Consider the following 26,096-nt stretch of genomic DNA (forward strand, 5'->3'; position numbering starts at 1 on the left):
AATTTTTAGATTGTTTTAATATAGTTTATTTTAATCAAATTTCAACTCTAGATAGGTTTAAAAATAACAATAAAGACAATGATAATTAACAATAATGTTGGAAATTCATTTAACCACCTAAAAAATTTCGAGGATTTTGTATTATTATTTTCATTAAAACTCAAAAGAAGTGATCTTAAATAAAAATGATAAATTGATAATAAAATTACCAAAACTAACTTAATTTGTAACCATTTAGCACTTAGTGTTTCAATTCCAACATATGAAATCAGAACTAAACCAAATATCCAACTTAACAACATGGCTGGCATCATAATATAATTGTAAAGTTTTCTCTCCATAGTTTTAAACACAGTGCAGATTTCTTCTTTATTCATGTTTTCAGAATGATAAACAAATATTCTAGGTAAATATAATAGTCCTGCCATCCAAGAAATAACAGAAATTAAGTGTAAAGATTTAAAAAAAAAATAAGCATTCATTGGTTAAATATTTTTCTTAATTAAAGAATTTATCATTAAAATATGATCATCGTTATCATTAAGACACGGAACCATGTCAAAATTTTCACCACCAGAATTAATAAAGCTTTCTTTGCCTTGAATTAATATCTCCTCCAATGTTTCTACACAATCAGATGAAAATCCAGGAGATATTAAAAGGACATTTTTTTTTCCTTCTTTTGGTAAACTTTCCAGTGTTTTGTCAGTATATGGTTGCAACCACTCTTGAGGTCCAAATCTTGATTGAAAAGTTGTTTTCATTTCAATTGTTTTGAATTTTTCAGAAATTAACCTTGTGGTTTTATAGCAGTAACAATGATAAGGATCACCTTTATCAAAATATTTTTTTGGTATCCCATGATAAGATGCGATTATTAAATCTGGTTTCCAACTTATTTCGCTCATTCTTTTATTAATAGAATTTACTAAAGCATCTATATACAAGGGCTCAGATTCATAATGAGGAATAATTTTTAAAGAAGGTTGCCATCTCATTTTCATTAACGTCCTATAAACTTCATCACAAACTGTTGCGGTAGTAGCAGATGCGTATTGAGGATATAAAGGTAAAATAACTAAATTTTCACAACCTTGTTGATGTAAATTTAAAATTTTACTTTTAATATTTGGATTTCCATAACGCATTGCAAAATCAATTATTAAATTTTCATTGGCTAAAATTTTAGAAACTTTTTTTGTTTGTTGTTGTGTGTAATAAAGAAGTGGAGACATATTTTGTTCTTTCATCCAGATCTCTTTATACGCTTTAGCCGTTTTTGAAGGTCTAAAGGTTAGAATAAATAAATTTAAAATAATTTGCCAAAGTATCGGGTTAACTTCTATTACTCTTCTATCCGATAAAAATTCTTTTAAATATTTTCTAATATCTAACCATGTAGTGGAGTCTGGTGTTCCTAAGTTAACTAATAAAACACCTGTTTTTCCATAATTAACTTTTGGATGATTTAAATTCGGTTTCATTTAAAATCTTTTACTATATTAACTAAATACTCCATCATATTAGGGTCTGTTTCTGGTAAAACCCCGTGGCCTAAATTAAATATATAAGGATGATCTTTAAATATTTTCAAATATCTTGTTGCTTGTTTTTTTAAATTTTCTTTATCAGTTAATAATGTTTTGGGATCTAATCCACCTTGTACTGGTATATCTATTTCTTTAATAATTTTTTTAGGATCTATATCATAATCAATTCCAATCACATCTGGTTTTACTATTTCACAATAATTTTTATAATTAGAAATCCCTCGTGGAAAACATATTACCGGAATATTTAAAGATTTAACATAATCAACTAAACTTAATGTTGGAATATAAACATAATTTGGCAAATCTTTTCCTTCTAATAAACCAGCCCAACTATCAAAAATTTGAATAATATTAGCACCGTTCTCAATTTGATTTTTAATGTGAATCTTTAAAAACTTATCTAGCAAATCTAGAATTCTATTTATTAAAAATTGGTCTTTAAAAAAATTATCTTTTATTTTTTTTTTAGGAGATTGTTTGTTTAAAATATAAACCAACAAAGTCCAAGGAGCACCAACAAAACCAATTGTATTTTTTTCTTTCAATAAATCATTATTAGATACTTTTTTTATTGCTTTATAAACTGGGAATATCTTTCTAATAAAATCAATTTCATCATATTTTGAAGCTAAAGAAATATCTAAATCTCCCAAAATTGGACCAAAGTTTTTTTTAAATTCTACTTTTTGATTAAGTGCATATGGTAACATTAAGATATCTGAAAAAATAATAGCTGCATCCAAATTAAATCTTTTTAAGGGTTGTAAAGTTATTTCAGATGATAAATTTTCATCCAAACATAATTTGATAAAATCTTTATTTTTTGATCTTATTTCCCTAAACTCAGGTAAATATCTACCTGCTTGTCTCATAATCCATATAGGATTAATACTAGTATTTTTATCAAGTATTACTTTGTTAATAGGAGTCATATAAATATTAATATATTAGATTGTATTAGTATTATATCCCGTGGATTACGATAATTAATTTTTACGCACTGTTTTTTTACAACTTATAAAGTGATTATTTTTTCAAAAATTAACAATAAACGGGGTAATTTTGAAAAATTAATTAATTATTAATAACAATGTATAACTTTATTCATATATTTATTATTGTTAATAAATAACACTATTTACAAAAAAAATTTTACGTATTTTAAAATGATAAAAAACGAAAAAATTATACAAATTCATTAACATTTTATACATGAGTAATACTTATCAAATATATTTAATTTCAGATTCGACTGGCGAAACTTTAGATAGAATTTTTTTAGCATTAAAAGCTCAATTTAATAACATTGAGTATAGAGTTCATTCATATTCATTTACACGAACTCAAAATCAAATCTCAAAAATTTTAGAAAATGCAAAAAAAAATACAAATTCAATAATTTTGTATACGATTGTAGATAACAACCTTGCTAAATTTTTAGCGAACCAAAGTGAAGATAAAGGTTTACCTTGTTTTGGTGTTTTAGGAAATTTAATATTAAGCTTCTCTAAATTATTAAATCAGAAGGCATCTCACGAACCAAGCGGTCAACACGTACTCAATGAAGAATATTATCAACGAATAGAAGCAATACAATTTACAATGAGTCATGATGATGGAAACTTAGTTAATGAAGTAGGAAAATCTGACATAATCTTATTAGGTGTTAGCAGAACAAGTAAAACACCCACATCAATTTATTTAGCCAACAAGGGATACAAAACTTCAAATATTCCACTTGTGAATGAAAATTCTATACCTAAAATTTTAAAGGACAATCCAAAACTTAGCTGTGTTATTGGTTTAAACACAGAAGCAGAAAGGCTTGTCGATATAAGAAAAAATAGAATGAATTCATTAAAAGAGACAGATAATAAAAAATATACAAACTTAGATAATATTCAAAAAGAAATAGATGAAGCAAAAAAAACATTTAAAAAATATGGGTGGCCAAGCATAGATGTAACAAGAAAATCTGTTGAAGAAACAGCTGCATCTATTATCAAAATTTACGAAATTTATAGCAAAAATAATGCCTAAAATAATATTGGCTTCTAAGAGTAAAGTTAGAAAAGATATTTTAAAAAATTATGGTATAGATTGCGAGGTTTTCCCATCAAATGTAGATGAAGATATTGTTAAAATTTCATTAACAAAAGAGAAAGCGTCCCCAGAGACAATATCCAAAAATTTAGCTGAATTAAAGGCTAATAAAGTTAGCAATAAATTTCTTAACGAACTTGTTATAGGGGCTGATAGTGTTATTGATTTAGACGGAAAAGTAATTTCTAAACCAGCGAATAGAAGTCAAGCTCTTGATATTCTGAAATCTTTAAATGGCAAAACACATAGTTTAATAAGTTCAGTTTGCATTTCAATGGGTGGAAGTATGATTTGGAATTTTACTGATAAAGCAGAACTAGTTATGAAAAAATTTAGTATAACCGAATTAGAAGAATATCTATCTAAAATTAGTGATGAGGCGCTATATGCTTATAATGTTTATCAAATTGAAGGTCTTGGAAAATCTTTGTTTTCAAAAATTAATGGAAATAGAGATACAATCATGGGTCTTCCAGTTAAAAAAATAAAAGAATATTTAAAAAATTTTGCTTAATGAAAAAACATCTAATTATAGGAAATCCAATCTCTCACTCTTTATCACCAAGAATTCATAATTATTGGTTTCAAGAAAATAATATTGATGGTGAATATGACAAGGGTTTAATTAAAGAAAATGAAATTGAAGCAATAATTCAAAAAATAAAGACAAACGAAATTCATGGCATGAATGTAACCGTGCCCTACAAACAAACTGTAATTTCTTTTATAGAAACTTTATCAGAGAAAGCAAAAATAACTAATTCTGTTAATACAATTTTTAATAAAGATGGCAAAATTCATGGCGATAATACTGATATTTATGGATTTGAAAAATCTATATTAAATAAAAAAATAGAATTAAAAAATAAAGAAGCATTCATTTTTGGAGCTGGTGGAGTCGTACCATCAATTATTCTTGCTCTTTATAAGTTAAAAGTTAAAAAAATTTATGTTTCAAATAGAACTTTAAAAAATGCAAATTTAATTAAAGAAAAATTTGATTTTATAGAAGTTATTGAATGGGGAAAAATTATAGATTGTGATTTATTTATAAACTCAACCAGCGTTGGTTTGAAAGATGGTGGAAGTCTTGATCTAAGTTTTGATAATTTGAAAGGAAAGAAATTTTTTTACGATGTTATTTACAACCCACCAAAAACAAGTTTTTTACTAAACGCTGAAAAAAAAGGTCATAAAATAATTAATGGGAGAGATATGTTTCTATATCAAGCTCAAAAAGCCTTTAATTTATGGCACAATATAACACCCAAGATTGATGAAAAATTAATTAGATATTTATACAATGATTAGAATAGCTGTTGTTGGTGGTATAGGATCTGGAAAAACATATATTTCAAATTTATTTGGATATCCAGTTTTCAATGCTGATAAAGTAGTAAGCAGAATTTATTCCTCTAATGATAAAATTTTTTATAAACTTAAAAAAAAATTACCTAAATTCTTTTTAACCCCACCTATAAAAAAAGTAGAACTTATAAAAGCTATTTTACAAAATAAGAACAATATAAAGATTATTTCAAAAATCGTTCATCCAGAAGTTAGAAAAGAACTTAAAAAATTTCTAAAAAAACATAATAATAAAAAGGCAATAGTATTAGATATACCATTATTGTTAGAAAATAATTTAAATAAAAAAAAAGATGTAATTGTTTATATTCATTCTTCTCAAAAAGAGAGGTTAAAAAGAATTAAAAAAAGAAAAAATTTTAATAACTCAGTTTTTCAAAAACTAAAAAAACTTCAATTACCACTAAATTTTAAAAAAAATAGATCAGATTATGTTATTAAAAATAATTTTAAAAAAGACTCTGCTCGTAAAAATGTTAAACATATACTAACTAAAATTTTATAATGAAAGAAATTATACTAGATACAGAAACAACCGGTATATCTGTTAAGGATGGTCATAGAATAGTAGAAATTGGTTGTATCGAACTAGATAATTTAATACCAACAAAAAACAAATTTCATTGTTATCTAAATCCTGAGAGAAAAGTTTCCGAAAAAGCGTTTGAAGTGCATGGGTACTCTGATGATTTTTTATCTAAGCAAAAAAAATTTAATGAAGTTGTAGATGATTTTTTAAACTTTATTGATAGTAAAAAATTAGTAATACATAATGCCGAGTTTGATATTGCGCATTTAAATCATGAACTTAAATTGTTAGGTAAAAATGAGATTGATAATGAAGTAATTGACACCTTAACTCTAGCAAGAGATAAATTTCCAGGTTCTTCTATAAGTCTTGATGCTTTGTGTAAGAGATATCGTATAGATAACTCTAAAAGAGTTCAGCATACAGCTTTAATTGACTGTGATTTACTTGCAAAAGTTTACATAAATCTTATTGATCAAAAAGAACCTACTTTAGACTTTCATCAAGAGGATAAAATCACACATACAATGGATAAAGGTAAGATTTTGTATTTCAAAAAAATTGTTAAACCAACACCTGAAGAACTAAAAAAACATAAAGAATTTTTAAGAAAAGACTTAAAGAAAAATTTTTTTAATTAAATCTTTCGTTATATAGTTTATTAAAATCAATTTTTTTTTCCAACTTTATTGATGGATGCCCAGAGTTATGGATAAGATTTAGAAATGCATTTTCTAAGTCAGGATAAATTTTTGTAGGCACATCACATAAGATTATTCTTTCCAAATCTTTCTTTTCCTTAACATCTTCATCAACTTTAATTATAGATGCATAGACTATTTCAAAGTATGATTTTTTTTCATTAGCCTCTTTATCTTCAAATTTTAATGTTGTGTTAACTTCTATTAATTTATTTTTTAAAGCTTTAGATGTGATATCAATATTCAGCTGATATTTTGAAATATTATCTTTAACAAATAAAAATGTTTCTATATCGGGTGTCTCACTTGATAAATCTTTTATATATTTTGCTAAGATTTTAAATTTTTCTGTCATTGTCGTCCTCTATATCTTCGTATTCACCATCAATAAAATTATTTTTCGGCTCATTCTTTTTAAACTTATTTGAAATATTTCCAAAAATTAATTTTCTTGTTAATGGAAAGATTAATAAAAATCCTAAAAAATCAGTGGCAAATCCTGGAAGAATAAGAAGGATAGCAGCAAAAGCTATTGCAGCACCTGATATAATTTCATAAGCAGGTGTTTGATTTTTAACAATTTGTAAAAATCCAGACCTAATTGTGTTTAATCCCTCATACTTCGCGTAATAAATTCCAATGAATGCAGTAATGAATATTAGTAAAATAGCATTAAAAGCGCCAATTTGTGACCCAATTTTAATAAATAAGTATATCTCTAAAATTGGAATTAAAATTATTGATAATAAAACTGGGTTCATTTGTCTTTAATGTAATTGTTAGTTGAAATTAATCAACTTAGTAATTACATTCTCATCATGAATTATAGTTTTGAGTACATCGATATAATACTTCTTGCAATGATTGCTGGTTTTATCTTTTTAAGATTAAGAGGGATTTTAGGTAAAAGAACTGGATTTGAAGGAAAAGCACCATCCCAGTTTGAAAAAGTATTAAATAACATTCAAACAGAAAAAAAAGCTACTATTAAAGATACCTTTGACGAAGAATCTCAAAAAGAATTTTTAAAAGGTGCAAAAATTGCTTACGAAACAATTATCACTGATTTTAGTGATAATGATAATAAGCTTATCGCAAGTAAACCTTTGTTAAGTAAAAAAATCTACGATCAATTTGAAGAAGCTTTGCAAGAAAGAAATAAAAGAGGGCATTTTGCTGAAATAACATTTATCGGTGTAAATTCAGCGAAAATTAAAGAACATAAAAAAATAGATAAGATTTTAAATGTAACAGTAGATTTTGTGAGCGAAGTAATAACTTGTATTAAAGATAAAAATAAAAAAGTTATTTCAGGAGATCCTGAAAAAATTAAAAAGATATATGATACGTGGGTATTTTCAAGAGATACAACATCAAGAAATCCAAACTGGCAATTAGTTGATACTTTAACTTAATTGAAAAATAATATTTCAGATAAAGATAAGAAAGATTGGGAAGAGTTTTTATCTAGTGATGAAAAATTACCAAACAAAGATTTTAAATTTAGTAAGAAAAAAACACTAAAGACTAAACATATAGATCTTCATGGTTTTACTTTAGAACAAGCTAATATTACAATCAGAAATTTTATTGAAGATTGTCATCAAAATAATGTTTCAAAAATTATAGTCGTAACAGGAAAAGGACTTCATTCAAATGTCGAAAAAGATCCATATGTTTCTAAAGATCTTAGTATTCTAAAATATTCTGTCCCGGAATATATTGAAAATAATGAGGAATTAATGAAAAAAATTATTGAAATAAAAGATGCAAAAATTGAAGATGGTGGTGCAGGGGCTTTTTATATTTTCTTAAGAAAAAAATTATAGAATAAATTTTGATAGATCTGTATCTTTCACTAAGTTATCTAAATTCTTATTTATATATTCTTTATTAATAATAATTTTTTCTCCAGCTCTATCAGTTGCAGTAAAACTAATATCGTCTAATATTTTTTCTATGATGGTGTGAAGTCTTCGTGCTCCTATATTTTCAACTGTCGCATTGACCTCAGAAGCTATTTTTGCAATTGTATCTATTCCATCATCTGAAAATTCTAAATCGACATTTTCTGTTTTTAATAAGGCCACATATTGCTTGATCAAACTAAAGTCAGGTTCTTTTAAAATTCTTTTAAAATCTTCACTTGTAAGAGCCTCCAATTCTACTCTGATAGGTAGCCGTCCTTGAAGCTCTGGTAGTAAATCCGAGGGTTTTGCAAGCTGGAAGGCACCTGAAGCTATAAATAATATATGATCTGTTTTAATCGGACCATGCTTGGTATTTACAGTTGTCCCTTCAATCAAAGGCAATAAATCTCTTTGCACACCTTCTCTTGATACATCACCTCCAACCCTGTCTGTTCTTGCAGATATCTTGTCTATTTCATCAAGAAAAACAATTCCATTATTTTCTGTGGATAATTTTGCTGCTTTCACAATTTTATCTTGCTCAATCAATTTGTCTGACTCATCATTGATTAAAATTTCATGAGACTCTTTTACAGTCATTTTCTTTTTCTTCTCTTTTGCACCCATAGATTTACCCATGATTTCACCAATGTTTATCATTCCAACATTTGCGCCAGGCATTCCGGGAATTTCAAATGAAGTGCCACCAGATCCAGTATCACTAACAGCAATTTCTATCTCGTTATTATCTAAATCACCATTTCTCAGTCTTGTTCTAAAACTTTCTCTAGTAGCTAAGCTTGCTTTTTTACCAACTAAGGCATCTAAAACTTTTTCCTCAGCCGCCTTTTGTGCTTGAGCAAAAACTTCTTTTCTTCTTTTTACTTTTTCCATTGAGATCGCTATCTCAATTAAATCTCTTACTATTTGCTCAACATCTCTTCCAACATAACCAACCTCAGTAAATTTTGTTGCCTCAACTTTAACAAATGGTGCTTCCGCAAGTTTAGATAGTCGTCTTGAAATCTCAGTTTTTCCAACTCCAGTTGGACCAATCATTAAGATATTTTTTGGCAAAACCTCATTCTTCATTTCACCCTCAAGTGCTTGTCTTCTCCATCTATTTCTTAAAGCAACTGCGACAGCTTTTTTTGCTTTATTTTGACCAACAACAAATCTATCTAATTCTGAAACAATTTCTCTAGGAGACAAAGAACTTACAAGTGAACTTTGTTCTTTCTTTTCTTTTGGAATTAAAGGGGTTACGTTCGATTTTTCCATTATATTTTTAATACTTTAATATTGTCATTGGTGAAAACACATATTTCAGAAGCAACTTTAATTGCTTTTTTTGCAATTTCTTCTGCGCTCATGTCAGTTTCAAGCAAAACCTTTCCAGCTGCTAAAGCATAATTTCCACCAGAACCAATTCCAATAATATCTCCTTCAGGCTCCAAAACATCTCCTGTACCTGAAATAATATAACTATTTTCCTTATCGCCAATTGCCATTAAAGCTTCTAATCTTCTTAAATATTTATCTGTTCGCCAATCTTTTGCTAGTTCGACAGCAGCTCTTGATAAATTCCCTGCATGCTTTTCTATTTTAGCTTCTAGTCTTTCAAATAAAGTTAAAGCATCAGCAGTTGAACCTGCAAACCCTGCAACTACATCTCTTTTTTCAATTTTTCTAACTTTTGAAGCTGTGCTCTTAACAACAGTATTGCCCATACTTACTTGCCCGTCACCGGCAACTACTACTTCATTATTTTTTCTTACTAATACTATTGTAGTCATTGATGTTAGATGGTTACTAATTAATATTCTTCAAGTGTAGATACTAATATTGATATACTGAGATTATCTATGTATACCTTTGAAATATATGGCTAGAAAAGGAAAAGTATCCAGAAAAACTAAAGAAACAAGCATTAGCGTTGAGGTTAATATTGATGGAAAAGGTCAATATAAAATTGATACAGGCATTGGTTTTTTAGATCACATGCTAGAACAATTATCAAAGCATTCTTTAATTGATCTTAAAGTTAAAGCAAAAGGAGATACGCATATTGATCTTCATCACACAACAGAAGATACAGGGATCGCAATTGGAGAGGCACTTAAAAAAGCTGCTAAAAAATTTGTTGGGATAAAAAGGTATGCACATGCAATGATACCAATGGATGAAACTTTAACTCGGGTTGCGGTAGATGTATCAAACAGACCTTATTTAATTTGGAAAGTAAAAGTCAAAGTAGAAAAGCTTGGCGAAATGGACACGGAACTTTTCAAAGAATGGTTTCAAGCTTTTTCTCAATCAGCTGGAATTACACTGCACGTAGAAAATATATATGGAGATAATAGTCATCATATCATTGAGTCTTGCTACAAAGGTTTAGCAAGATCTTTAAGAGCAGCTCTAGAGATGGATCCACGAAATAAAAAAAGTATTCCATCTACCAAAGGCTCATTATAAGTTTAATGAATGTTACAATTGTTGATTATAATTCGGGTAATATAAGCTCAGTAATCAATTCTTTTAAAGAAGTTGCCAAAGAAAAAATTAAGATAGAAGTTACTTCTAACTTAGATAAGATTAAATCCACTGATAAAATAGTTCTACCAGGTCAAGGCTCTTTTAAAAGCTGTGTTGATGCACTTAATAACATTGATGGTCTAGTGGATACTTTAAATGAATTTACAATAATCAATAAAAAGCCTCTGCTAGGAATTTGTGTTGGTCTTCAAATGTTTGCTGATGTTGGCTATGAGGAAATAGAGACTAAAGGTTTAGGTTGGATTAAAGGAAGGGTATCAAAAATTGACAATCAAAACGGAAAATTTAAACTTCCTCATATTGGTTGGAATGAATTAAATATGGTCAAAGAAAGTAGGATTTTTAAAGAAATTAAAGATAAATCTCACATGTATTTTGTTCATAGTTATGAATTTATTCCTAAAGATAAGGACGTAATTTCATCAACAACTAACTATTCATCAAATATTGTTTGTTCTATTGAAAAGGAAAATATATTTGGAACACAGTTTCATCCAGAGAAGAGTGATAAACTAGGATTAAAAATAATTGAAAATTTTTTAAATTTATAAAATGAAAATATTTCCTGCGATAGATATTAAAGATAAAAAATGTGTAAGGCTAGTCAAAGGAGATTTTAATAATAAAACTGAATATAAAATGTCTCCAGTTAATCAAGCTGGCAAATATAAAGACCATGGTTTTAAAAATTTACACATAGTTGATTTAGACGGAGCCCTAACAGGGGAAACAGTTAATTTAGATATCATTGAGAAAATTGTAAGTAAATTTAATATCAAAATTGAAATTGGTGGTGGGGTTAGAAGTTTTGAAAGTATTCAGAGATATGCAGATGCTGGTGTTGAAAAAGTTATTTTAGGCAGTGCTGCTATAAAAGATAGAAATTTTTTAAAAGAAGCTTGTGAAAAATTTCCTAGTAAAATTGCTTTAGGTTTAGATGCAAAAGATGGATATTTATCAGTGTCTGGATGGAAAGAAAATTCTAATAAATTAACTTTAGATTATTTAAGAGAAGTAAACGAATATGGCGCTAGCAGGCTGATTTATACTGATATTAACAGAGATGGAATGAAACAAAGCCCTAACTTTGAAGAGACTATAAAGGTTGCAAGTACATCAAATTGTCCTGTAATTATATCTGGTGGAGTTTCATCAATAAATGACATTAAGAAAGCCAAAGAATTGAATAATCAAAATATTGAGGGAATTATAGTTGGAAAAGCTATTTATGATGGCGACATTAAATTAGACGAATTAGCAAACGAATTAAATGCTTAAAAATAGAATAATACCTTGTTTAGATGTTAAAAATGGTCGTGTTGTAAAAGGAATTAATTTTGTGGATTTGAAAGATGCAGGTGACCCTGTGGAACAAGCTAAAATTTATTCAGACGGTGGCGCTGATGAAATTTGTTTTTTAGACATCACAGCCTCAAATGAAAATAGAGATACTATTTTTGATGTTGTAGAAAGAACTTCAAAAAAATGTTTTGTACCTTTAACTGTCGGTGGTGGAGTTAGAAATGTTGAGGATATCAATAAGCTATTAAATTGTGGCGCTGATAAAGTTTCAATTAACACTGCTGCAGTGGAAAATCCAAAAGTAATCGAAGAAAGTTCTAAAAAATTTGGCTCACAATGTATTGTAGTTGCAATTGATGCAAAAAAGAAAAATGATAAATGGGAAATTTTTACCCATGGTGGAAGAAATTATACAGGAATTGATGCATTAGAATTTGCGAAAAAAATGGAAAATAGTGGAGCAGGAGAGCTTTTAGTAACTTCTATGGATAGAGATGGAACACAAGTTGGTTATGATAATGAGTTAATGTCAAACATCGCCTCACTAGTAAATATCCCAGTAATAGCTTCTGGAGGAGTAGGAAATTTAGATCACTTAGTTGATGGTATTAAATTAGGTAATGCAAGTGCAGTTTTAGCAGCATCTATATTTCACTATGGCAAACACTCAGTTAAAGAAGCTAAGCAATATTTGGATTCAAAGGGAATACCTGTTAGAATTTAAAATGCTTAATACTTTAGAAAATCTAATTAAACTTGCAAGAGATAGAAAATCATCTCCTGTTGAAGGCTCTTATACAAACAAATTACTTTCTGATAAATCTTTAAGTAAAGCAAAAGTTTTGGAGGAAGTTGATGAGTTAATCGAAGCTGTTGAAGAGAATACAAACAAGATTCATGAAGCAGCAGATGTTTTTTATCATTTGTTAATGTATTTAGAAGCTAATGATATAAAAATTGAAGATGTAATGTCAGAATTAGAAACAAGAAAAAAATGAGTTACGACGATAATAATATTTTTGCTAAAATTTTACGTGAGGAAATACCTTGTAATAAGATTTACGAAGATAAATTTATTTTGTCATTCTATGATATTAACCCTCAAAAAAAAATTCATGCGCTTGTAATTCCGAAAGGTAAATATACTGATTTAGATGATTTTAGTTTAAACGCCTCCCCTGAAGAAATGGTTGGATTATTAAAAGGAATAAATATTGTTGCCAAAAAATTAGGTATTTCAACAGAAGTTGGCATGGGCTATAGGGCATTGGCGAATATAAGCGAGGATGGCGGTCAAGAAGTTCCTCATTTACATTTCCATTTATTTGGAGGTGAAAAAGTTGGAAAAATGGTTGAGTGACACAAATCGTTGAAAGAAATTTTTTAGAAATTAAATCGATTGAAGCGTTAATTGAGAGTAAAGTTCCTCAAATCAACCATTCTATTGAGTTGGTAGAACCCGTTGATTTCCAACTAAATAAATTTTTCTATAAGAATGTTGGAAACAAGCATAGATGGATAGACCGTCTTATTTGGTCAGAAAATGAATGGATTAGATATGTCTCAAGTGCAAATATTGAAACATACATTTTGAAAATTGAAAATGATCTTGCAGGATATTTTGAGTTAATAAAACACTTAAATCTTAAAGAAATCGAAATAGCTTATTTTGGTCTCCTTGAAGAATATCATAATAAAAAGCTAGGCGGATATCTTCTTTCTGAAGCAATAAAAAAGTCTTTCTTAAAAAAAGATATTGAGAGAGTTTGGGTTCACACATGCACTTTAGATCACAAAAATGCTTTGAAAAATTATATGGCTAGAGGAATGAAGATTTATAAAAAGGAAACTATTAAAGTTTAATTAGAATCTGGTAATTTAAAGATATTACTTTTTAATTGTTGATTAGTTTTAAGTGAAGAGATGTATGTAATACTTAAGTTTTGGTATATATCTAATGTTTGCCAACCTACAAGATTATAGTTGGTATTATTAAAAAAAATATTTATTTCATTATCTTCTTTTAAAATTTTAAAATTTATAAATTCATTATCAATAATTCTTTCTTCAAGGTTTTGAATTTCATTAATTAAAAAATTTTTATCAAGAATGTAATTTAATGGTGTTTTTTTAAGAGAATATCTATAGTAGCTACCACTTTTAGTTTTAATCACAAGAGATCTACCATTTGAAACTAAAATCTTATTATTTGTATTATCATAGTTACAAAATATTTTTTTCGGATACTCAATCATACAATTTCCCTTTTCTATTTTGCCATTTATATTTTGCTCAAAGTTGAAACTTAAATTATAAATATTCTGTAAGTTATTTATTATATTTTCTTTTATTGATCCGAAACTAAGATTATTAAAATTTATAATGAAAAAAATTAACAAAATTTTTTTCATTAAAGAACGTCTCTTTTACCAACATGATTTGCTTTACTAACAATTCCATCTTCTTCCATCATGTCAATAATTCTAGCAGCTCTGTTGTATCCGATTTGAAGTTTTCTCTGCAAAAATGATGTTGAAGCTTTTCCCTCAGATTTAATAATTTCTAAAGCACTTTGGTATAGTTCGTCTTTCTCACCACTACTTTTAGAGCCATCACCAATTTCTTTTTCATCAGCAAAGTTTAAGATTTCATCAACATAATCTGGCTCTGCTTGAGATCTTAAAAAATTGTTAATTTTCTCTATTTCAACATCAGACACAAAAGGAGCGTGAATTCTAAGAATTCTATTGGCTGAGGACATATAAAGCATATCACCCTTACCAAGAAGTTGCTCAGCTCCTTGTTCTCCTAATATTGTTCTACTATCTATTTTTGAAGTTACTTGAAATGATATCCTTGTAGGAAAATTAGCTTTAATTGTTCCAGTAATTACATCTACACTTGGTCTTTGTGTAGCCATAATAATATGAATTCCAGCTGCCCTTGCCATTTGTGATAATTTTTGAATGTAATTTTCTATTTCTTTACCCGCAACCAGCATTAAATCTGACATTTCATCTACCACAACTACAATATATGGCATTGGCAATTTATGTTTTGCATTATAGCCATCTATGTTTCTAACACCTTCTTTTGTCATTAATCGGTATCTGCTTTCCATTTCTTTAACAACCCAGCCAAGAACTGAAGCAGCTTTTTTAGCTTCAGTGATTACAGGGCACAACAAATGTGGAATTCCTTCATAAGTAGATAATTCTAACATTTTAGGATCTATTAAAATAAATTTACATTTTTCTGGAGTATGTCTGTAAAGAAGTGATAAAATTATAGTATTGATGCATACTGATTTACCAGAACCAGTTGTTCCTGCTATAAGTAAGTGGGGCATTGAGGCCAGATCACCAACAATAGGTGTACCTGAAATATTTTTCCCGAGAGCTATTGGAAGTTTAATTTCTCTTTTTTTAAAATCAGATTTGTCTAAAATTTCACTTAAATAAACATTTTCTCTAGAAGAATTTGGAAGCTCAATACCCACAGTATTGCTTCCAGGTATTGTAGCAATTCTTGCAGACTCTGAACTTGTATTTCTTGCTATGTCATCAGATAAATTAATTATCTTCGATACTTTAACCCCAGCAGCTGGTTCAAACTCATTTAAAGTCACAACAGGTCCATGGCTTACTTTTTTAATGTTGCCATTCACACCAAAATCTAGCAAAATTTTTTCAAGAAAAGCAGGATCACTAGTTTCTTCTTTATTTGAGTTTTCTCTTTCTTGTTTTGTTGGTTTTTTTAATAAATCTAATCCAGGCAATTTAAATTTAGTTTTTTCATTTTCTTTTATTTTTTCAGCTTTTATGAATGGAAGATCTTCTTGAATTAAATTTTTAATCTCTTCTTGAGGAATATATTCACTAATAACTTCACTTCTATCAGTATAAGGTTTGCTTTTATCTTTTTTGATAAATTTGATAATCTTTTTTATAAAATTCCAAAATCCTTTTGAACTAAAATTGATGCTTATTAAAAAAAAAGCTAAAATTAGAAGTAAAAGAATGAAATAAGATACTGAAGTTTGGATATTTATAAGATTTAAAAGAAAGGTTTGACCTAAGTATTGACCTACAAATCCTCCGTTGCCATTAATATATAGTTCGAAAGTATTTTGATAAAAAAAATCAAAAAATAAAGATCCAAAAACACAGTAAAAAATAGAAAAAAAAATATTTTCTATAATTAAAAACACATCTTTACTATTAAAAATATTTACTCCAGTTATCAGTAATGTAATTGAGATCAAATAAGATATTGCTCCAATTGACTGAAAAAATAAATCGGAAATATAGCTACCCTTAAAGCCTAAAATATTTTGAATTTCAGTGTTTTCTGGAAATATAAAATTAGGATCACTCGGCGAGTATGAAATTAGGGCTAAGAAAAGCAAAACTCCAATTAAAGAAATAGACACACCTACAATTTCAATTATTCTATTAATTATAAAACGAAGAGTATCGTTAGCTATTTTTTTAATATTCATTTTGATGAATCAAATATAACACTTTGTATCATCTAATTTTTATTGTTAAAATTAATTTGTTATGAAAGTTTGTGTAATAGGCAATGGTTTGGTTAGTTTAACTCTTGCAAATGTTTTAATTCAAAAAGACTTATTTGTAGATATTTACGCTACAAAAAAAAATGATTTAAAAGATCAATCCCGGACATTAGGGATATCTAAATCAAATATAGATTATTTTAACAATGAAATTCTAGATATTAAAGAAATTTTGTGGGAAATTAAAAACATAAAAATTTACACTGAAAAAAATAATAAAGAAGAACTGCTGAAATTTAATAATAAAGATAATCAAATTTTCTCAATAATTCGAAACAATAAACTACATAAATTATTATTTAATAAATTAAAAAAAAGTAAATTTGTAAGATTTAAAGAAAGTTATGATGTAGATAAAAGCAAATATAAATTAGTTTTTAACTCTGATCCAACACATTCTATTATTAAGAAATTTTTTTCATCTAAAATTGAAAAAAAATATGATAGCAGTGCTTATATAACTACAATTATTCATAAAAAAATTAAAAATCATACTGCTTACCAAAATTTTACAAAAATTGGCCCAATAGCTTTTCTTCCAATTTCAAATACAGAAACCTCAATTGTGTATTCTTTAAATACATCTAAAAAAAAAAGTGATTTGGAAATGAACGATTTAGTTAAAAAATATAATCCCATCTATTCCATCAAAAGAATTCATGTTTGGAGAAATTTTCAATTAAAGTCTTCAAGTTTAAGAAATTATTATAAAGGTAATATTTTAGCTTTCGGGGATTTACTTCATAAAATACATCCTCTAGCGGGTCAGGGATTTAACATGTCATTACGTGATATTAAATTTCTATCTAGTTTAATTGATGAAAGGATTAATTTGGGATTGGATTTAGATGAATCTATTTGCCAGGAATTTCAAAAAAATTCCCAAAGCAAAAATTTTATTTTTTCATCAGGTATAGATTGGATTTATGAATTTTTTAATTTGGAAAGTAAGATCAATTCTGATTTATTGAAAAAGTCAATAAGTGTTATTGGAAGCAATAAAGTCGTAAAACAATTTCTTCAAAAATTTGCAGATAGTGGTATTCGTTATTAAGAATTATTGTAGAGTTGTATTATTATATTCATCAAACGTGTAAGTTGACAATATTTCGGCAATTTTATTTTTTCTTAAATTTAAGTTAACTGCTTCTAACAAAACTTGTTTTTCTTCTAGACTAAATGGAGAAGCCATTGCTAACGCATTAATTGTTTCATCTAAACTTTGTTTTTCTAATGCTTTCCAATTAATTATAAAGCCTCTTTTTTCAAATAATTGTTTTAAATCTTTAAAAATTAACTCCAAATCAGAAAATTTTAGATCTTCTTTTTTTTCACTTAGATCATTTAAATAATCATCAAAATTTACTTCACAATTTCTATAAGGTTTATTAGCTTGTATTTCTTTTAAAATTTTAAATCTGATTATTCCTTTTAGATCAATTAAATATCTACCATCATCTGTTTCTTTAAAACTTGTAATTTTACCCAAGCAGCCAATTTTATGTAGAGATGGGATAATTGATTTTTCTTCATTAGTGGATTTTGGCTGTATCATGCCAATAAATTTATTTGTTTTCATACTATCGTTAATCATCTCAATATATCTTGGCTCAAATATATTAAGAGGAACAGTTGTTTTTGGAAATATTATAAAATTACTCAAAGGGAATACAGGAATTGTGTTTGGTAATTCTTCTTTTTTCATTTTTCATATTTATATCATATTTAATATTGCTTGAATTAAAAAAATTAGCTAACTATACTGTTTTTTAAATGCGGGCATAGCTCAGTGGTAGAGCGTCTCGTTGCCAACGAGAAGGTCGAGGGTTCGACCCCCTTTGCCCGCTCCAAAATTTAAAATAATGATAATTTGGATTGCATCTTATCCTAAAAGTGGAAATACATATGTGAGGTCTTTCCTATCGGCTTACTATTATTCTAAAAATGGAAAATTTGATTTTGATTTATTATTAAATATCGAACAGTTTCCGTCACAACGATTTACAAATTATAAATCTTATACTTTTGTTAATGCTGCAGAAAACTGGATAAATAATCAAAGATTTTTTTTTGATAAAAAAAAGACATACTTTTTAAAAACTCATAATACATTTGAAAATTATTATGGTAACAACTTCACATCAGATTCTGAAACTTTAGGAGCAATTTATATTGTAAGAGATCCAAGAAATATAATTACATCAATGTGTAATCATTTTTCATTAACTTTAGATCAAGCATTAATTAAAATGACAGATGACAAGGCATCATTATCTAGAAAGACGGCAGATGGCGATTGTAGTACATTTACTTTTTTGGGAAGTTGGTCAAACCATTATAAATCATGGAAACAAAATTTTAAATTTAAAACATTATTTATTAAATATGAGGATTTGTATAATAATACCTTTAAAGAGTTTGAAAAAATCATAAATTTTATTGAAGAATTAACCCAAGAAAATAAGCCTATAGACAAAAGAAAATTTGAAAATTCACTTGAAACAACAAGTTTTGATAGTTTGAAAAAAAAAGAAAATTTGAATGGTTTTGGTGAGAGCTTAGCTTATGACAGAAATGAGAAGACAAACTTTTTTAACTTAGGTTTTAAAAATAATTGGCAAAAAATCCTACCAAAAGAAATATCAATAAAAATTACATCTCAATTTTTAGAGGAATTAAAAGAGCTTAATTATGAGTGATTTAAAAAATAAAAATTGTACTGCATGTGAAGGTGGAGCTATTCCTTTTGATATTTCAGAAATTCATAAATATCAAAAAAAAGTTGATGGATGGGATATTATAAAGGGTAATAAAGATATTTATTTTTTAGAGAAAAATTTTAATTTTAATAATTTTAAAGAAAGCCAAATTTTTGTGAATAAAGTTAGTGAAATTTCAGAGGAAGAAGGACATCACCCTGATATTAATTTTGGATGGGGTTATGCAAAAATTAATATAACAACACATGCAATCGAAGGTTTATCTGAAAATGACTTCATTTTAGCTACTAAAATTGACCAAATTATTAATGACGAAAATGCCTAGTCTTTGAAAAAATTAAAACAGTATTAGTTTCATTTGCAAATTTTATAATTTCTTTGTCATTAATAGAACCTGACGGTTGGATGACAGCTTTTACTCCTGATTGAATTAATTTTTCAATACCATCAACAAAGGGGAAAAAGGCATCTGAAGCTGCAACGATATCAGTAGAAGGATTTGTAAATTTTTTCATTTTATTGATTGCGATTTGACAACTATCCAATCTACTAGGTTGACCAGAGCCAATCCCAACAGTTGTTTTGTTTGAGGATAAAACAATTGCATTAGATTTAACAAATCTACAAACATTAAGTGCGAATATTAGATCATCAAATTGAGATTTTGTGGGTTTTTTCTTTGAAACTACAGCGAAATCTTTTTTTGAAAAAATTTTACTATCTTCTGATTGTATTAATATATTTTGATTAGCAGATATAAATTTTAAAATTTCGCTAGAATGGAAATTAGAAGCATCAATTAATCGTAAATTTTTCTTTTTCTTCAAAATTCTTAAAGCTTCAGCATCAAAATTATCTCCAATTATCACTTCAAGAAATAATTTTTGAAGTTCAAGTGCTAACTTTTTATTAATTTTGAAATTACAAGAAACAATACCACCAAAAGCACTTACAGGATCACAAGCTAGAGCTGATTTATAACATTTAACAGGATCTTTAAGAGCAGATACACCGCAAGGATTTGCATGTTTAATTATAACTACACCAGTATTTTTTGGTAAAGATTTTGAGATAGTTAATGCTGCAAAAATATCATTATAATTGTTATAACTTAATTGTTTGCCGTGTAATTGTATAATGTCTAAAGTTTTATTTTTAGAATAAATAGCACTTTCTTGATGAGGATTTTCTCCATATCTTAGTTTCTCAACTAAATTACCAGAAATAATTTTTTTTTCTGGAAAGTGATTATTTGTAATTTTATTGAAGTAATTTGATATTAAAGCATCATAATAGGCTGTTTCTGTAAATGCTGTACGAGACATTTTTTGTCTAAATTCTAATGATGTTGAACCATTTAATCTTGTCAATTCATTAATCAGCTCCTCATATTGAGAATTTGAAGTAATAACCGTAACATCATTATAATTTTTTGCTGCAGCTCTAACCATAGTTGGTCCACCCACATCTATATTTTCAATAATCTTTTTATGATTTGATGTATTTTCTAAAGTCTGTTCAAAAGGATAAAAATTAACAATAACTAAATCTATATTATCAAAATTATTATCAATTAAATCTTGATGATGAGATTTATTATTTCTCTTATTCAATATACCAGCGTGAATTTTAGGATGTAATGTTTTTACTCTCCCGCCCAAAATTTCAGGTGATCCAGTGTAATCTGAAACCTCCGTACATGCATACCTTAGTTTTTTAATTTCTTTATATGTTCCCCCGGAACTAATAATTTCAACTTTAAATTTTTTTAATACACTTAATAAGGGTTTAAGGTCTTTTTTGTCTGATACTGAGATTAAAGCTCTTTTAATTTTTTTCATTAAATTTTATTTAATTGCCAAACAATATTCTCACTATGGTTGTTTATTATGCCTGAAATAAAAATATTTTGATTTTGGCTGTATGAATTTTTATTACCAAAATATAAGCCATTATCAATGTCAATGTTGAAGTTATTACATGTAAACTTCCATCCTTCATCCTCAAGTTCTATAAAAACTGCATTGTTGTCCTGAGTTTTCATTAATTTAACATTTGGCTCTAAATGAAAACGTATATCAAATTTTAAATTCAGATTAGTTTTTTTAATCGTAACTTTATCAGTGCCAACAAATTTAAATTGCTCTGGATAGTATTCAATATTTCTCTCATGAATTGCGCTATATTTTTTGTTATATCCATCATGGGAGGCACTTATCTTCCAGTAATTTTTTTCAAAAACTATGTTTTTCTTTAATACTTTTAATCCATCCTTTAATAAGAAATTTTTGTTAGTTTTTTTAAACTTACACGAGGAATTGTCATCAAGAATTAATGTATTATGTGTTGCTGTTGATTTAGACAATTCTTTAAGCTTTTCATTATCACCTGTATAATACCCGCAATTACTTATTAGTTTTTTTCCATTAGAAATTATCTCAAAAGATAATGATCCTGATTGATATTCATTAGAAGAGTTTATTGAGGGAGGTTCACCAACATCCATTACTAAAGCTATTTTTTTGTCATGTAAAATAGCGTATCCACCAAACTCTTTATTTTCATTTTTAAATTTATAAGTAAATCTTCTTAAATAATGATCAAATTCTAAATTATTTGAGACATTGTTCCCATTCATTAGAATGTCAGATTTAATGTTTTGCCAAGTAAAAGCATAGCCTTGTCCTAAATAAAATATAGTTTCATTGATTAAATCTGGTACTTCAACCTGAGCTTCTTTAAACCATTCCCGAATTAAGATAAGATATTTAAGATAAAAAATTAACTGTTTAATACTTCTTGATTTTGTAAATCCATAATTATCAAATTCTGAATTGCAAATTTTATTTAATAAATTCAGACCATATGAAAGATATTTTTTTTCATCTTTATAACTTAGTCCAACTAAAATGATTGCAGCACATCCTATTATTTTATCATTTGTGTTTTTTGAATGGTTTATTTCACCAATTAAATGATTGGTTTGTTTTTGAATCATTCCGTTAAATATTTCTAGATAACTTTTATCCGCCTGTTCAATTGTTAAAGTATGATTAGATAGCCAAGCTATTATTCTTTTAGAAGTAAGATCAAATTCCCAACTATTTGAATTATACTTATAATTTTTTTCTATCCAGTCAGATATAATTTTTTGTGTATTCTTTTTTGAAGATTTTAAATCAAGGGTAAAAAACCAGTAGAAATTGTTTAGTCTTTTAAAATTATTATTATTAATATTTTCATTATCCCATAAATTCTCTGTAGAAATACTATCTACATTTATCTTTGTTGTTTGATAATTTATTAGTGAAGATAGAAGATGTGGACTTGGCTTATAAACAAATTCTTCATTATGAATTTTAGAAATTTTTCTGTCATAAAAATTTGAATTTAAATAAATTTTTCTAAACTGTTGATTTAAATTTTTTAGAAATTGAATAATGAAATTTAAGAAGTTTCTTAAAATCATTTATTTATTTTGATTTTAATAAATCTATGTTCTTTTTAATGTCACCGTTATTACTTTTAAAAATAGTAGTTCCAGAAACTAAAATATTGGCTCCCGCCTCAATAGCTATCTTTGAATTTTCAAAATTAATTCCACCATCTATTTCAATATCAAAATCAACATTTTTTTCCTTTTGAATATTTCTTAGTTCTTTAATTTTTTCTAAAACTTCCGGCATAAACTTTTGACCACCAAATCCAGGATTAACACTCATTACCAGTATTAAATCAATTTGATCTAGGTAATCCTTAATCACACTTACTTTTGTTTCAGGATTTAAAGATACTCCAACTTTTTTACCTAAATCTTTAATCTTTTTAATTGAAGCTGACAAATCATCAGTTGCTTCTGGATGAAATGTAATAATATCAGCACCCGCATCAGCATAAGCATCAATATATTTATGCACTGGTGAGATCATTAAATGTACATCAAATTTTATAGAGCAATTTTTTTTTAAAGCTTTAATTACAGGAGGCCCAATCGTTAAATTTGGTACAAAGTGACCGTCCATTACATCAACATGGATTAAATCAGCGCCTCCTTCTTCTAATCTCTTAATTTCATTACCTAATTGGCTAAAATCAGCTGATAATATTGAGGGTGAGATCTGTATTTTTTTCATTTGATACTAAATTTATTAGTATCAACTTTTAAAATTTTATTGAATTAAAAAATTGATAAATCTGTCTAGATATTTCGCTTTCAAGAGGAAATGATAGCATCCCCATAACCGAATAGCCTAATAGATAAGGCATTAAATAAAATCTAATCATAAAGAAGAACCAAGCCACATATAGAGGTACAAGCGGTTGAATAATAAACTTAGGTGTAACGGGTTTGAATACTTTTAATAGTGGATTTGTAAACTTTACAAAGGCTTTCATAAAGAAGAATTGAGAGTCTTCTCTTTGGAATATGTTCATTGCAACTCTTCCAACTAAGGTCCACATGATAATTCCAAGAATATAGTCAATTATATAGACTAGAGGATGAAAGTTAGCAGACATTAAAGAAATTTATATTGGATAATGAAATGAAATAAAAGGGGCGAAATTAATCGCCCCTTTAAAAAGATTATTTATTTTTGGCCGCCGATTACAGCGTTACCCGCAGGTACCCTTGAGTCGTCAACCATTTTCTGAGTAGCAGCACTTGGCTCTGAAGTCATAAGACTTACAACAATCATTGCTACTAAACTAACAGTAGATCCGAAGATACCAAATGTTAACTGAGTAATTCCTAAGAATCCACTTCCACCATTACGTACCCAAATTAAATACGCAAATCCAGAAATTAATCCTAAAGCCATACCAGCTATAGCACCTTCTTTGTTAGCTCTCTTCCACCATACACCAAGTACAAGTGGCCAGAACAATCCAGACATCGCAAAATCAAAAGCCCAGATTACTGAACCTAAGATTCCTTGGATCTCCATGGCTGCAATAGTTGCACCAGCGAAACCAATTACTACAAGTAAGACCCTTGCAACAACTAGTCGTTTTGCAGTCTCTGCTTTCGGGTCTACCATTTTGTAGTAAACGTCGTGAGAGATTGCATTTGCAATCGCTAGAATTAAACCATCCGCAGTTGACATCGCAGCTGCTAATCCTCCAGCAGCAACTAGACCTGAGATTACATATGGTAATCCTGCTATTTCTGGTGTTGCTAATACAACGGCTTTACCACCCATGAAGAACTCGTTTAATTCAACAGTTCCATTTCCGTTAAAGTCGCTGACAAACATCAGATTAGCTGAGTTCCAGTTTTGATACCAATCGATCGCTTGAACTTCTGCAATTGATTTACCGATAATACCTGTTGGTAAGTTCGGGTCAATTAGCGCAAGTTTAGAAAGCGTCGCTAACATTGGAGCAGATGAATAAAGTAGGAAGATAAAGAATACTGACCAACCTACTGATTTTCTAGCTGCTTTTACGCTTGGAGTTGTAAAGAACCTCATCATTACGTGTGGTAATGAAGCTGTTCCCATCATCATCGCTAATGCTAATGAGATGAAAGCCCAAGGTGTTGCGTTAACTTCAGAGTGAGCCTTAGTAATACCAGCTAACCCTTTAGGTACTGTAGCTAAATCAGCAGCAGAGTTTTTAACAAACCCAAACTGTTGTTCTAACTCACCAATTCTAGCAACTTCATCAGCTAACATAAAGTGAGGGAAGAAACCCGCACCGATGTTGTTACTGATCCAGAATACTGGAAGTAGATAAGCTATAATTAGTACAATGTATTGCGCAACTTGCGTCCAAGTTACCCCTCTCATACCACCAAGCATTGAACATAATAAAATACTTACTAGTCCAACGTATACTGCGTATTGGAACGGGATATCTAGTGCAACAGCTGCAATAGTACCTGTAGCGTTAATTTGAGCAGTCACATAGGTAAATGAAGCAACCGTTAAAACGATTACAGCAAGTAGTCTAGCTGCATTACCACCGTATCTTGTACCTACGAAATCTGGAACTGTGTAACAGCCAAATTTTCTTAGATATGGTGCTAATAAAGTTGCAACCAAAACATAACCACCTGTCCAACCAACAAGCAACGCCATGTATCCATAACCTTTGAAGTAAATACCACCTGCCATTGCAACGAATGAAGCACCAGACATCCAGTCGGCTGCTGTTGCCATTCCGTTGAATACAGTTGGAACTGATCTTCCAGCTACATAATAGTTACTCGCTTGAGCTGTTCTAGATAGCCAACCAATTGCTGCGTAGATGAAAATGGTAAAACCTACAAAGCAAATACCTATTGCTTTTGCAGACATACCCATCGACTCACCAATTGCCATCAGTAATATGAAAGCTATAAAACCACCTGTATAGATTCCATAAACCTTAGGCAAATTGTCTATAAAATTACCTTTTATCATTAGTCGTCTCCTTTTTCACTAAAGCCGAATTCTTCATCAATTTTTTCTTGTCTACCTGCAAACCAGAAAATCAGGATTACAAATATTGCAAGAGAACCTTGACAAGTGAACCAATAAGTTAACGGATATCCAAAAGGTCCCGTCATCTCATTTAATTCAGCTCCAAAAAGGAAGATACCCATTGAGAAAATAGCCCAAATTACTAATGTAACAATTAGCAAACCCTTGGTCTTTTCCCAGTGTTGTGCATTTTTTGCCATTTATACCTCTCTCTTTTAGTTATAACTGTGAAAACCATACCCATTATGAAACAGATTAAAAGTGTTAAAAATGCTCACATTAGGTTCGTTTTTGCCCTAAATTCTATTAAA

At 28.3% G+C, this 26,096-nt stretch carries 33 protein-coding genes and 1 tRNA gene; 18 read left to right on the top strand and 16 right to left on the bottom strand.

Translation table 11 applies throughout. The features are described from left to right. Positions 1 to 47 precede the first annotated feature (47 nt). Genes hemJ through hemE form a run of 3 tightly spaced genes read right to left on the bottom strand, consistent with a single transcriptional unit; the run spans position 48 to position 2,485 of the window. Complete coding sequence (gene hemJ, locus B9N70_RS06160; protein WP_085114920.1) at positions 48 to 482, bottom strand: protoporphyrinogen oxidase HemJ; 435 nt, start codon at positions 480 to 482, stop codon at positions 48 to 50. Positions 483 to 485: 3 nt separating this feature from the next. Beyond that, positions 486 to 1,484: a ferrochelatase gene (gene hemH / locus B9N70_RS06165; RefSeq protein ID WP_085114921.1), complete on the bottom strand. Its 999-nt coding sequence runs from the start codon at positions 1,482 to 1,484 to the stop codon at positions 486 to 488. Beyond that, the gene (gene hemE / locus B9N70_RS06170; RefSeq protein WP_085114922.1) at positions 1,481 to 2,485 is read right to left on the bottom strand and encodes a uroporphyrinogen decarboxylase; all 1,005 of its coding nucleotides are present in this window, start codon (positions 2,483 to 2,485) and stop codon (positions 1,481 to 1,483) included. Before hemE ends, hemH begins: the two co-directional genes overlap by 4 nt. Positions 2,486 to 2,765: 280 nt before the next feature. Here hemE and B9N70_RS06175 point away from each other — a divergent pair, with 280 nt between their 5' ends. The 5 genes from B9N70_RS06175 to dnaQ are packed head-to-tail and all read left to right on the top strand — an operon-like array spanning position 2,766 to position 6,194. Next, positions 2,766 to 3,593, top strand: a complete 828-nt coding sequence (locus B9N70_RS06175; protein WP_085114923.1) for a pyruvate, water dikinase regulatory protein — start codon at positions 2,766 to 2,768, stop codon at positions 3,591 to 3,593. Further along, positions 3,583 to 4,170, top strand: coding sequence for a Maf family protein (locus B9N70_RS06180; protein ID WP_085115139.1), 588 nt, complete (start codon positions 3,583 to 3,585; stop codon positions 4,168 to 4,170). Before B9N70_RS06175 ends, B9N70_RS06180 begins: the two co-directional genes overlap by 11 nt. Then, on the top strand, positions 4,170 to 4,967 hold the full coding sequence (gene aroE, locus B9N70_RS06185; protein WP_085114924.1) for a shikimate dehydrogenase: 798 nt from the start codon (positions 4,170 to 4,172) through the stop codon (positions 4,965 to 4,967). The genes B9N70_RS06180 and aroE overlap by 1 nt, the downstream gene beginning before the upstream one ends. Beyond that, a complete protein-coding gene (coaE, locus tag B9N70_RS06190; protein WP_085114925.1) occupies positions 4,960 to 5,529 on the top strand; it encodes a dephospho-CoA kinase in 570 nt (189 codons plus the stop codon). The genes aroE and coaE overlap by 8 nt, the downstream gene beginning before the upstream one ends. Beyond that, positions 5,529 to 6,194 (top strand): DNA polymerase III subunit epsilon, encoded by a 666-nt coding sequence (gene dnaQ / locus B9N70_RS06195; RefSeq protein ID WP_085114926.1) that lies wholly within the window; start codon positions 5,529 to 5,531, stop codon positions 6,192 to 6,194. The genes coaE and dnaQ overlap by 1 nt, the downstream gene beginning before the upstream one ends. Here dnaQ and B9N70_RS06200 read toward each other — a convergent pair. Next, positions 6,187 to 6,609 (bottom strand): protein-export chaperone SecB, encoded by a 423-nt coding sequence (locus B9N70_RS06200; protein WP_085114927.1) that lies wholly within the window; start codon positions 6,607 to 6,609, stop codon positions 6,187 to 6,189. The two genes, dnaQ and B9N70_RS06200, sit on opposite strands and share 8 nt — an antisense overlap. Beyond that, positions 6,593 to 7,015: an FxsA family protein gene (locus B9N70_RS06205; RefSeq protein ID WP_085114928.1), complete on the bottom strand. Its 423-nt coding sequence runs from the start codon at positions 7,013 to 7,015 to the stop codon at positions 6,593 to 6,595. Before B9N70_RS06205 ends, B9N70_RS06200 begins: the two co-directional genes overlap by 17 nt. A 57-nt stretch (positions 7,016 to 7,072) precedes the next feature. Between B9N70_RS06205 and B9N70_RS06210 the strand changes: the two genes are divergently transcribed. Beyond that, positions 7,073 to 7,669 carry a Tim44/TimA family putative adaptor protein gene (locus B9N70_RS06210; protein ID WP_085114929.1) on the top strand — a complete coding sequence of 199 codons (597 nt, stop codon included), beginning with the start codon at positions 7,073 to 7,075 and terminating at the stop codon, positions 7,667 to 7,669. Continuing rightward, positions 7,670 to 8,083 (top strand): Smr/MutS family protein, encoded by a 414-nt coding sequence (locus tag B9N70_RS06215; RefSeq protein ID WP_085114930.1) that lies wholly within the window; start codon positions 7,670 to 7,672, stop codon positions 8,081 to 8,083. Here the strand turns inward: B9N70_RS06215 and hslU are convergent. Together hslU and hslV are read right to left on the bottom strand one after the other, a co-directional pair. Next, positions 8,078 to 9,445 (bottom strand): ATP-dependent protease ATPase subunit HslU, encoded by a 1,368-nt coding sequence (gene hslU / locus B9N70_RS06220; protein WP_085114931.1) that lies wholly within the window; start codon positions 9,443 to 9,445, stop codon positions 8,078 to 8,080. The genes B9N70_RS06215 and hslU overlap by 6 nt on opposite strands. Then, the gene (gene hslV / locus B9N70_RS06225; RefSeq protein WP_085114932.1) at positions 9,445 to 9,960 is read right to left on the bottom strand and encodes an ATP-dependent protease subunit HslV; all 516 of its coding nucleotides are present in this window, start codon (positions 9,958 to 9,960) and stop codon (positions 9,445 to 9,447) included. Before hslV ends, hslU begins: the two co-directional genes overlap by 1 nt. A gap of 88 nt (positions 9,961 to 10,048) precedes the next feature. Here hslV and hisB point away from each other — a divergent pair, with 88 nt between their 5' ends. The 7 genes from hisB to B9N70_RS06260 are packed head-to-tail and all read left to right on the top strand — an operon-like array spanning position 10,049 to position 13,885. Next, complete coding sequence (hisB, locus tag B9N70_RS06230) at positions 10,049 to 10,639, top strand: imidazoleglycerol-phosphate dehydratase HisB (RefSeq protein ID WP_085114933.1); 591 nt, start codon at positions 10,049 to 10,051, stop codon at positions 10,637 to 10,639. Positions 10,640 to 10,644: 5 nt separating this feature from the next. Beyond that, positions 10,645 to 11,271 carry an imidazole glycerol phosphate synthase subunit HisH gene (gene hisH, locus B9N70_RS06235; RefSeq protein ID WP_085114934.1) on the top strand — a complete coding sequence of 209 codons (627 nt, stop codon included), beginning with the start codon at positions 10,645 to 10,647 and terminating at the stop codon, positions 11,269 to 11,271. A 1-nt stretch (position 11,272) separates the two neighbouring features. Further along, positions 11,273 to 11,998 carry a 1-(5-phosphoribosyl)-5-[(5-phosphoribosylamino)methylideneamino]imidazole-4-carboxamide isomerase gene (gene hisA / locus B9N70_RS06240; RefSeq protein ID WP_085114935.1) on the top strand — a complete coding sequence of 242 codons (726 nt, stop codon included), beginning with the start codon at positions 11,273 to 11,275 and terminating at the stop codon, positions 11,996 to 11,998. Then, positions 11,991 to 12,746, top strand: coding sequence for an imidazole glycerol phosphate synthase subunit HisF (hisF, locus tag B9N70_RS06245; protein ID WP_085114936.1), 756 nt, complete (start codon positions 11,991 to 11,993; stop codon positions 12,744 to 12,746). The genes hisA and hisF overlap by 8 nt, the downstream gene beginning before the upstream one ends. A 1-nt stretch (position 12,747) precedes the next feature. Continuing rightward, positions 12,748 to 13,020 (top strand): phosphoribosyl-ATP diphosphatase, encoded by a 273-nt coding sequence (gene hisE / locus B9N70_RS06250; protein WP_085114937.1) that lies wholly within the window; start codon positions 12,748 to 12,750, stop codon positions 13,018 to 13,020. Continuing rightward, on the top strand, positions 13,017 to 13,382 hold the full coding sequence (locus B9N70_RS06255; protein WP_085114938.1) for an HIT domain-containing protein: 366 nt from the start codon (positions 13,017 to 13,019) through the stop codon (positions 13,380 to 13,382). Before hisE ends, B9N70_RS06255 begins: the two co-directional genes overlap by 4 nt. Next, positions 13,379 to 13,885 carry a GNAT family N-acetyltransferase gene (locus tag B9N70_RS06260; protein WP_085114939.1) on the top strand — a complete coding sequence of 169 codons (507 nt, stop codon included), beginning with the start codon at positions 13,379 to 13,381 and terminating at the stop codon, positions 13,883 to 13,885. Before B9N70_RS06255 ends, B9N70_RS06260 begins: the two co-directional genes overlap by 4 nt. Here B9N70_RS06260 and B9N70_RS06265 read toward each other — a convergent pair. Both B9N70_RS06265 and B9N70_RS06270 read right to left on the bottom strand, forming a co-directional pair. Further along, complete coding sequence (locus B9N70_RS06265) at positions 13,882 to 14,277, bottom strand: outer-membrane lipoprotein carrier protein LolA (RefSeq protein WP_231909386.1); 396 nt, start codon at positions 14,275 to 14,277, stop codon at positions 13,882 to 13,884. The genes B9N70_RS06260 and B9N70_RS06265 overlap by 4 nt on opposite strands. A 155-nt stretch (positions 14,278 to 14,432) precedes the next feature. Next, the gene (locus B9N70_RS06270; RefSeq protein WP_085114941.1) at positions 14,433 to 16,523 is read right to left on the bottom strand and encodes a DNA translocase FtsK; all 2,091 of its coding nucleotides are present in this window, start codon (positions 16,521 to 16,523) and stop codon (positions 14,433 to 14,435) included. Positions 16,524 to 16,584: 61 nt separating this feature from the next. On the opposite strand from B9N70_RS06270, the gene B9N70_RS06275 reads away from it, so the two are divergent. Further along, positions 16,585 to 17,655 carry an FAD-dependent monooxygenase gene (locus B9N70_RS06275; RefSeq protein ID WP_085114942.1) on the top strand — a complete coding sequence of 357 codons (1,071 nt, stop codon included), beginning with the start codon at positions 16,585 to 16,587 and terminating at the stop codon, positions 17,653 to 17,655. 3 nt (positions 17,656 to 17,658) lie between these two features. Here the strand turns inward: B9N70_RS06275 and B9N70_RS06280 are convergent, their stop codons facing one another. After that, positions 17,659 to 18,306 (bottom strand): LON peptidase substrate-binding domain-containing protein, encoded by a 648-nt coding sequence (locus tag B9N70_RS06280; protein WP_085114943.1) that lies wholly within the window; start codon positions 18,304 to 18,306, stop codon positions 17,659 to 17,661. A 70-nt stretch (positions 18,307 to 18,376) separates the two neighbouring features. On the opposite strand from B9N70_RS06280, the gene B9N70_RS06285 reads away from it, so the two are divergent. The 3 genes from B9N70_RS06285 (at position 18,377) to B9N70_RS06295 (ending at position 19,646) form a co-directional block, all read left to right on the top strand. Beyond that, a tRNA-Gly gene (locus B9N70_RS06285) sits at positions 18,377 to 18,451 on the top strand. A gap of 12 nt (positions 18,452 to 18,463) precedes the next feature. Continuing rightward, positions 18,464 to 19,300 carry a sulfotransferase domain-containing protein gene (locus tag B9N70_RS06290; protein ID WP_085114944.1) on the top strand — a complete coding sequence of 279 codons (837 nt, stop codon included), beginning with the start codon at positions 18,464 to 18,466 and terminating at the stop codon, positions 19,298 to 19,300. After that, the gene (locus B9N70_RS06295; protein ID WP_085114945.1) at positions 19,293 to 19,646 is read left to right on the top strand and encodes a 4a-hydroxytetrahydrobiopterin dehydratase; all 354 of its coding nucleotides are present in this window, start codon (positions 19,293 to 19,295) and stop codon (positions 19,644 to 19,646) included. Before B9N70_RS06290 ends, B9N70_RS06295 begins: the two co-directional genes overlap by 8 nt. Here B9N70_RS06295 and purH read toward each other — a convergent pair. The 6 genes from purH to B9N70_RS06325 form a co-directional block, all read right to left on the bottom strand. Further along, positions 19,627 to 21,162, bottom strand: coding sequence for a bifunctional phosphoribosylaminoimidazolecarboxamide formyltransferase/IMP cyclohydrolase (gene purH, locus B9N70_RS06300; protein ID WP_085114946.1), 1,536 nt, complete (start codon positions 21,160 to 21,162; stop codon positions 19,627 to 19,629). The two genes, B9N70_RS06295 and purH, sit on opposite strands and share 20 nt — an antisense overlap. Next, positions 21,162 to 22,790, bottom strand: coding sequence for a heparinase II/III family protein (locus B9N70_RS06305; protein ID WP_085114947.1), 1,629 nt, complete (start codon positions 22,788 to 22,790; stop codon positions 21,162 to 21,164). Before B9N70_RS06305 ends, purH begins: the two co-directional genes overlap by 1 nt. A 4-nt stretch (positions 22,791 to 22,794) precedes the next feature. Next, a complete protein-coding gene (gene rpe / locus B9N70_RS06310) occupies positions 22,795 to 23,454 on the bottom strand; it encodes a ribulose-phosphate 3-epimerase (RefSeq protein ID WP_085114948.1) in 660 nt (219 codons plus the stop codon). 28 nt (positions 23,455 to 23,482) lie between these two features. Then, positions 23,483 to 23,839 (bottom strand): hypothetical protein, encoded by a 357-nt coding sequence (locus B9N70_RS06315; RefSeq protein WP_085114949.1) that lies wholly within the window; start codon positions 23,837 to 23,839, stop codon positions 23,483 to 23,485. Positions 23,840 to 23,910: 71 nt separating this feature from the next. Then, a complete protein-coding gene (locus B9N70_RS06320) occupies positions 23,911 to 25,725 on the bottom strand; it encodes a sodium:solute symporter family protein (protein ID WP_085114950.1) in 1,815 nt (604 codons plus the stop codon). Then, on the bottom strand, positions 25,725 to 25,985 hold the full coding sequence (locus B9N70_RS06325) for a DUF4212 domain-containing protein (RefSeq protein WP_085114951.1): 261 nt from the start codon (positions 25,983 to 25,985) through the stop codon (positions 25,725 to 25,727). The genes B9N70_RS06320 and B9N70_RS06325 overlap by 1 nt, the downstream gene beginning before the upstream one ends. Positions 25,986 to 26,096: the final 111 nt, after the last annotated feature.

The organism is Candidatus Pelagibacter sp. HIMB1321, assembly GCF_900177485.1.
Lineage (GTDB): Bacteria > Pseudomonadota > Alphaproteobacteria > Pelagibacterales > Pelagibacteraceae > Pelagibacter.

Coding starts and splice junctions, on each gene's coding strand:
- hslV (WP_085114932.1), bottom strand. CDS start 9,960: ATGACTACAATAGTATTAGTAAGAAAAAATAATGAAGTAGTAGTTGCC.
- aroE (WP_085114924.1), top strand. CDS start 4,170: ATGAAAAAACATCTAATTATAGGAAATCCAATCTCTCACTCTTTATCA.
- hemJ (WP_085114920.1), bottom strand. CDS start 482: ATGAATGCTTATTTTTTTTTTAAATCTTTACACTTAATTTCTGTTATT.
- rpe (WP_085114948.1), bottom strand. CDS start 23,454: ATGAAAAAAATACAGATCTCACCCTCAATATTATCAGCTGATTTTAGC.
- dnaQ (WP_085114926.1), top strand. CDS start 5,529: ATGAAAGAAATTATACTAGATACAGAAACAACCGGTATATCTGTTAAG.
- B9N70_RS06325 (WP_085114951.1), bottom strand. CDS start 25,985: ATGGCAAAAAATGCACAACACTGGGAAAAGACCAAGGGTTTGCTAATT.
- coaE (WP_085114925.1), top strand. CDS start 4,960: ATGATTAGAATAGCTGTTGTTGGTGGTATAGGATCTGGAAAAACATAT.
- B9N70_RS06255 (WP_085114938.1), top strand. CDS start 13,017: ATGAGTTACGACGATAATAATATTTTTGCTAAAATTTTACGTGAGGAA.
- hslU (WP_085114931.1), bottom strand. CDS start 9,445: ATGGAAAAATCGAACGTAACCCCTTTAATTCCAAAAGAAAAGAAAGAA.
- hisF (WP_085114936.1), top strand. CDS start 11,991: ATGCTTAAAAATAGAATAATACCTTGTTTAGATGTTAAAAATGGTCGT.
- B9N70_RS06200 (WP_085114927.1), bottom strand. CDS start 6,609: ATGACAGAAAAATTTAAAATCTTAGCAAAATATATAAAAGATTTATCA.
- hisH (WP_085114934.1), top strand. CDS start 10,645: ATGAATGTTACAATTGTTGATTATAATTCGGGTAATATAAGCTCAGTA.
- B9N70_RS06295 (WP_085114945.1), top strand. CDS start 19,293: ATGAGTGATTTAAAAAATAAAAATTGTACTGCATGTGAAGGTGGAGCT.
- B9N70_RS06210 (WP_085114929.1), top strand. CDS start 7,073: ATGAATTATAGTTTTGAGTACATCGATATAATACTTCTTGCAATGATT.
- hisE (WP_085114937.1), top strand. CDS start 12,748: ATGCTTAATACTTTAGAAAATCTAATTAAACTTGCAAGAGATAGAAAA.
- B9N70_RS06305 (WP_085114947.1), bottom strand. CDS start 22,790: ATGATTTTAAGAAACTTCTTAAATTTCATTATTCAATTTCTAAAAAAT.
- B9N70_RS06175 (WP_085114923.1), top strand. CDS start 2,766: ATGAGTAATACTTATCAAATATATTTAATTTCAGATTCGACTGGCGAA.
- B9N70_RS06275 (WP_085114942.1), top strand. CDS start 16,585: ATGAAAGTTTGTGTAATAGGCAATGGTTTGGTTAGTTTAACTCTTGCA.
- B9N70_RS06290 (WP_085114944.1), top strand. CDS start 18,464: ATGATAATTTGGATTGCATCTTATCCTAAAAGTGGAAATACATATGTG.
- purH (WP_085114946.1), bottom strand. CDS start 21,162: ATGAAAAAAATTAAAAGAGCTTTAATCTCAGTATCAGACAAAAAAGAC.
- hisA (WP_085114935.1), top strand. CDS start 11,273: ATGAAAATATTTCCTGCGATAGATATTAAAGATAAAAAATGTGTAAGG.
- B9N70_RS06270 (WP_085114941.1), bottom strand. CDS start 16,523: ATGAATATTAAAAAAATAGCTAACGATACTCTTCGTTTTATAATTAAT.
- hemH (WP_085114921.1), bottom strand. CDS start 1,484: ATGAAACCGAATTTAAATCATCCAAAAGTTAATTATGGAAAAACAGGT.
- B9N70_RS06320 (WP_085114950.1), bottom strand. CDS start 25,725: ATGATAAAAGGTAATTTTATAGACAATTTGCCTAAGGTTTATGGAATC.
- hemE (WP_085114922.1), bottom strand. CDS start 2,485: ATGACTCCTATTAACAAAGTAATACTTGATAAAAATACTAGTATTAAT.
- B9N70_RS06205 (WP_085114928.1), bottom strand. CDS start 7,015: ATGAACCCAGTTTTATTATCAATAATTTTAATTCCAATTTTAGAGATA.
- B9N70_RS06265 (WP_231909386.1), bottom strand. CDS start 14,277: ATGATTGAGTATCCGAAAAAAATATTTTGTAACTATGATAATACAAAT.
- hisB (WP_085114933.1), top strand. CDS start 10,049: ATGGCTAGAAAAGGAAAAGTATCCAGAAAAACTAAAGAAACAAGCATT.
- B9N70_RS06315 (WP_085114949.1), bottom strand. CDS start 23,839: ATGTCTGCTAACTTTCATCCTCTAGTCTATATAATTGACTATATTCTT.
- B9N70_RS06280 (WP_085114943.1), bottom strand. CDS start 18,306: ATGAAAAAAGAAGAATTACCAAACACAATTCCTGTATTCCCTTTGAGT.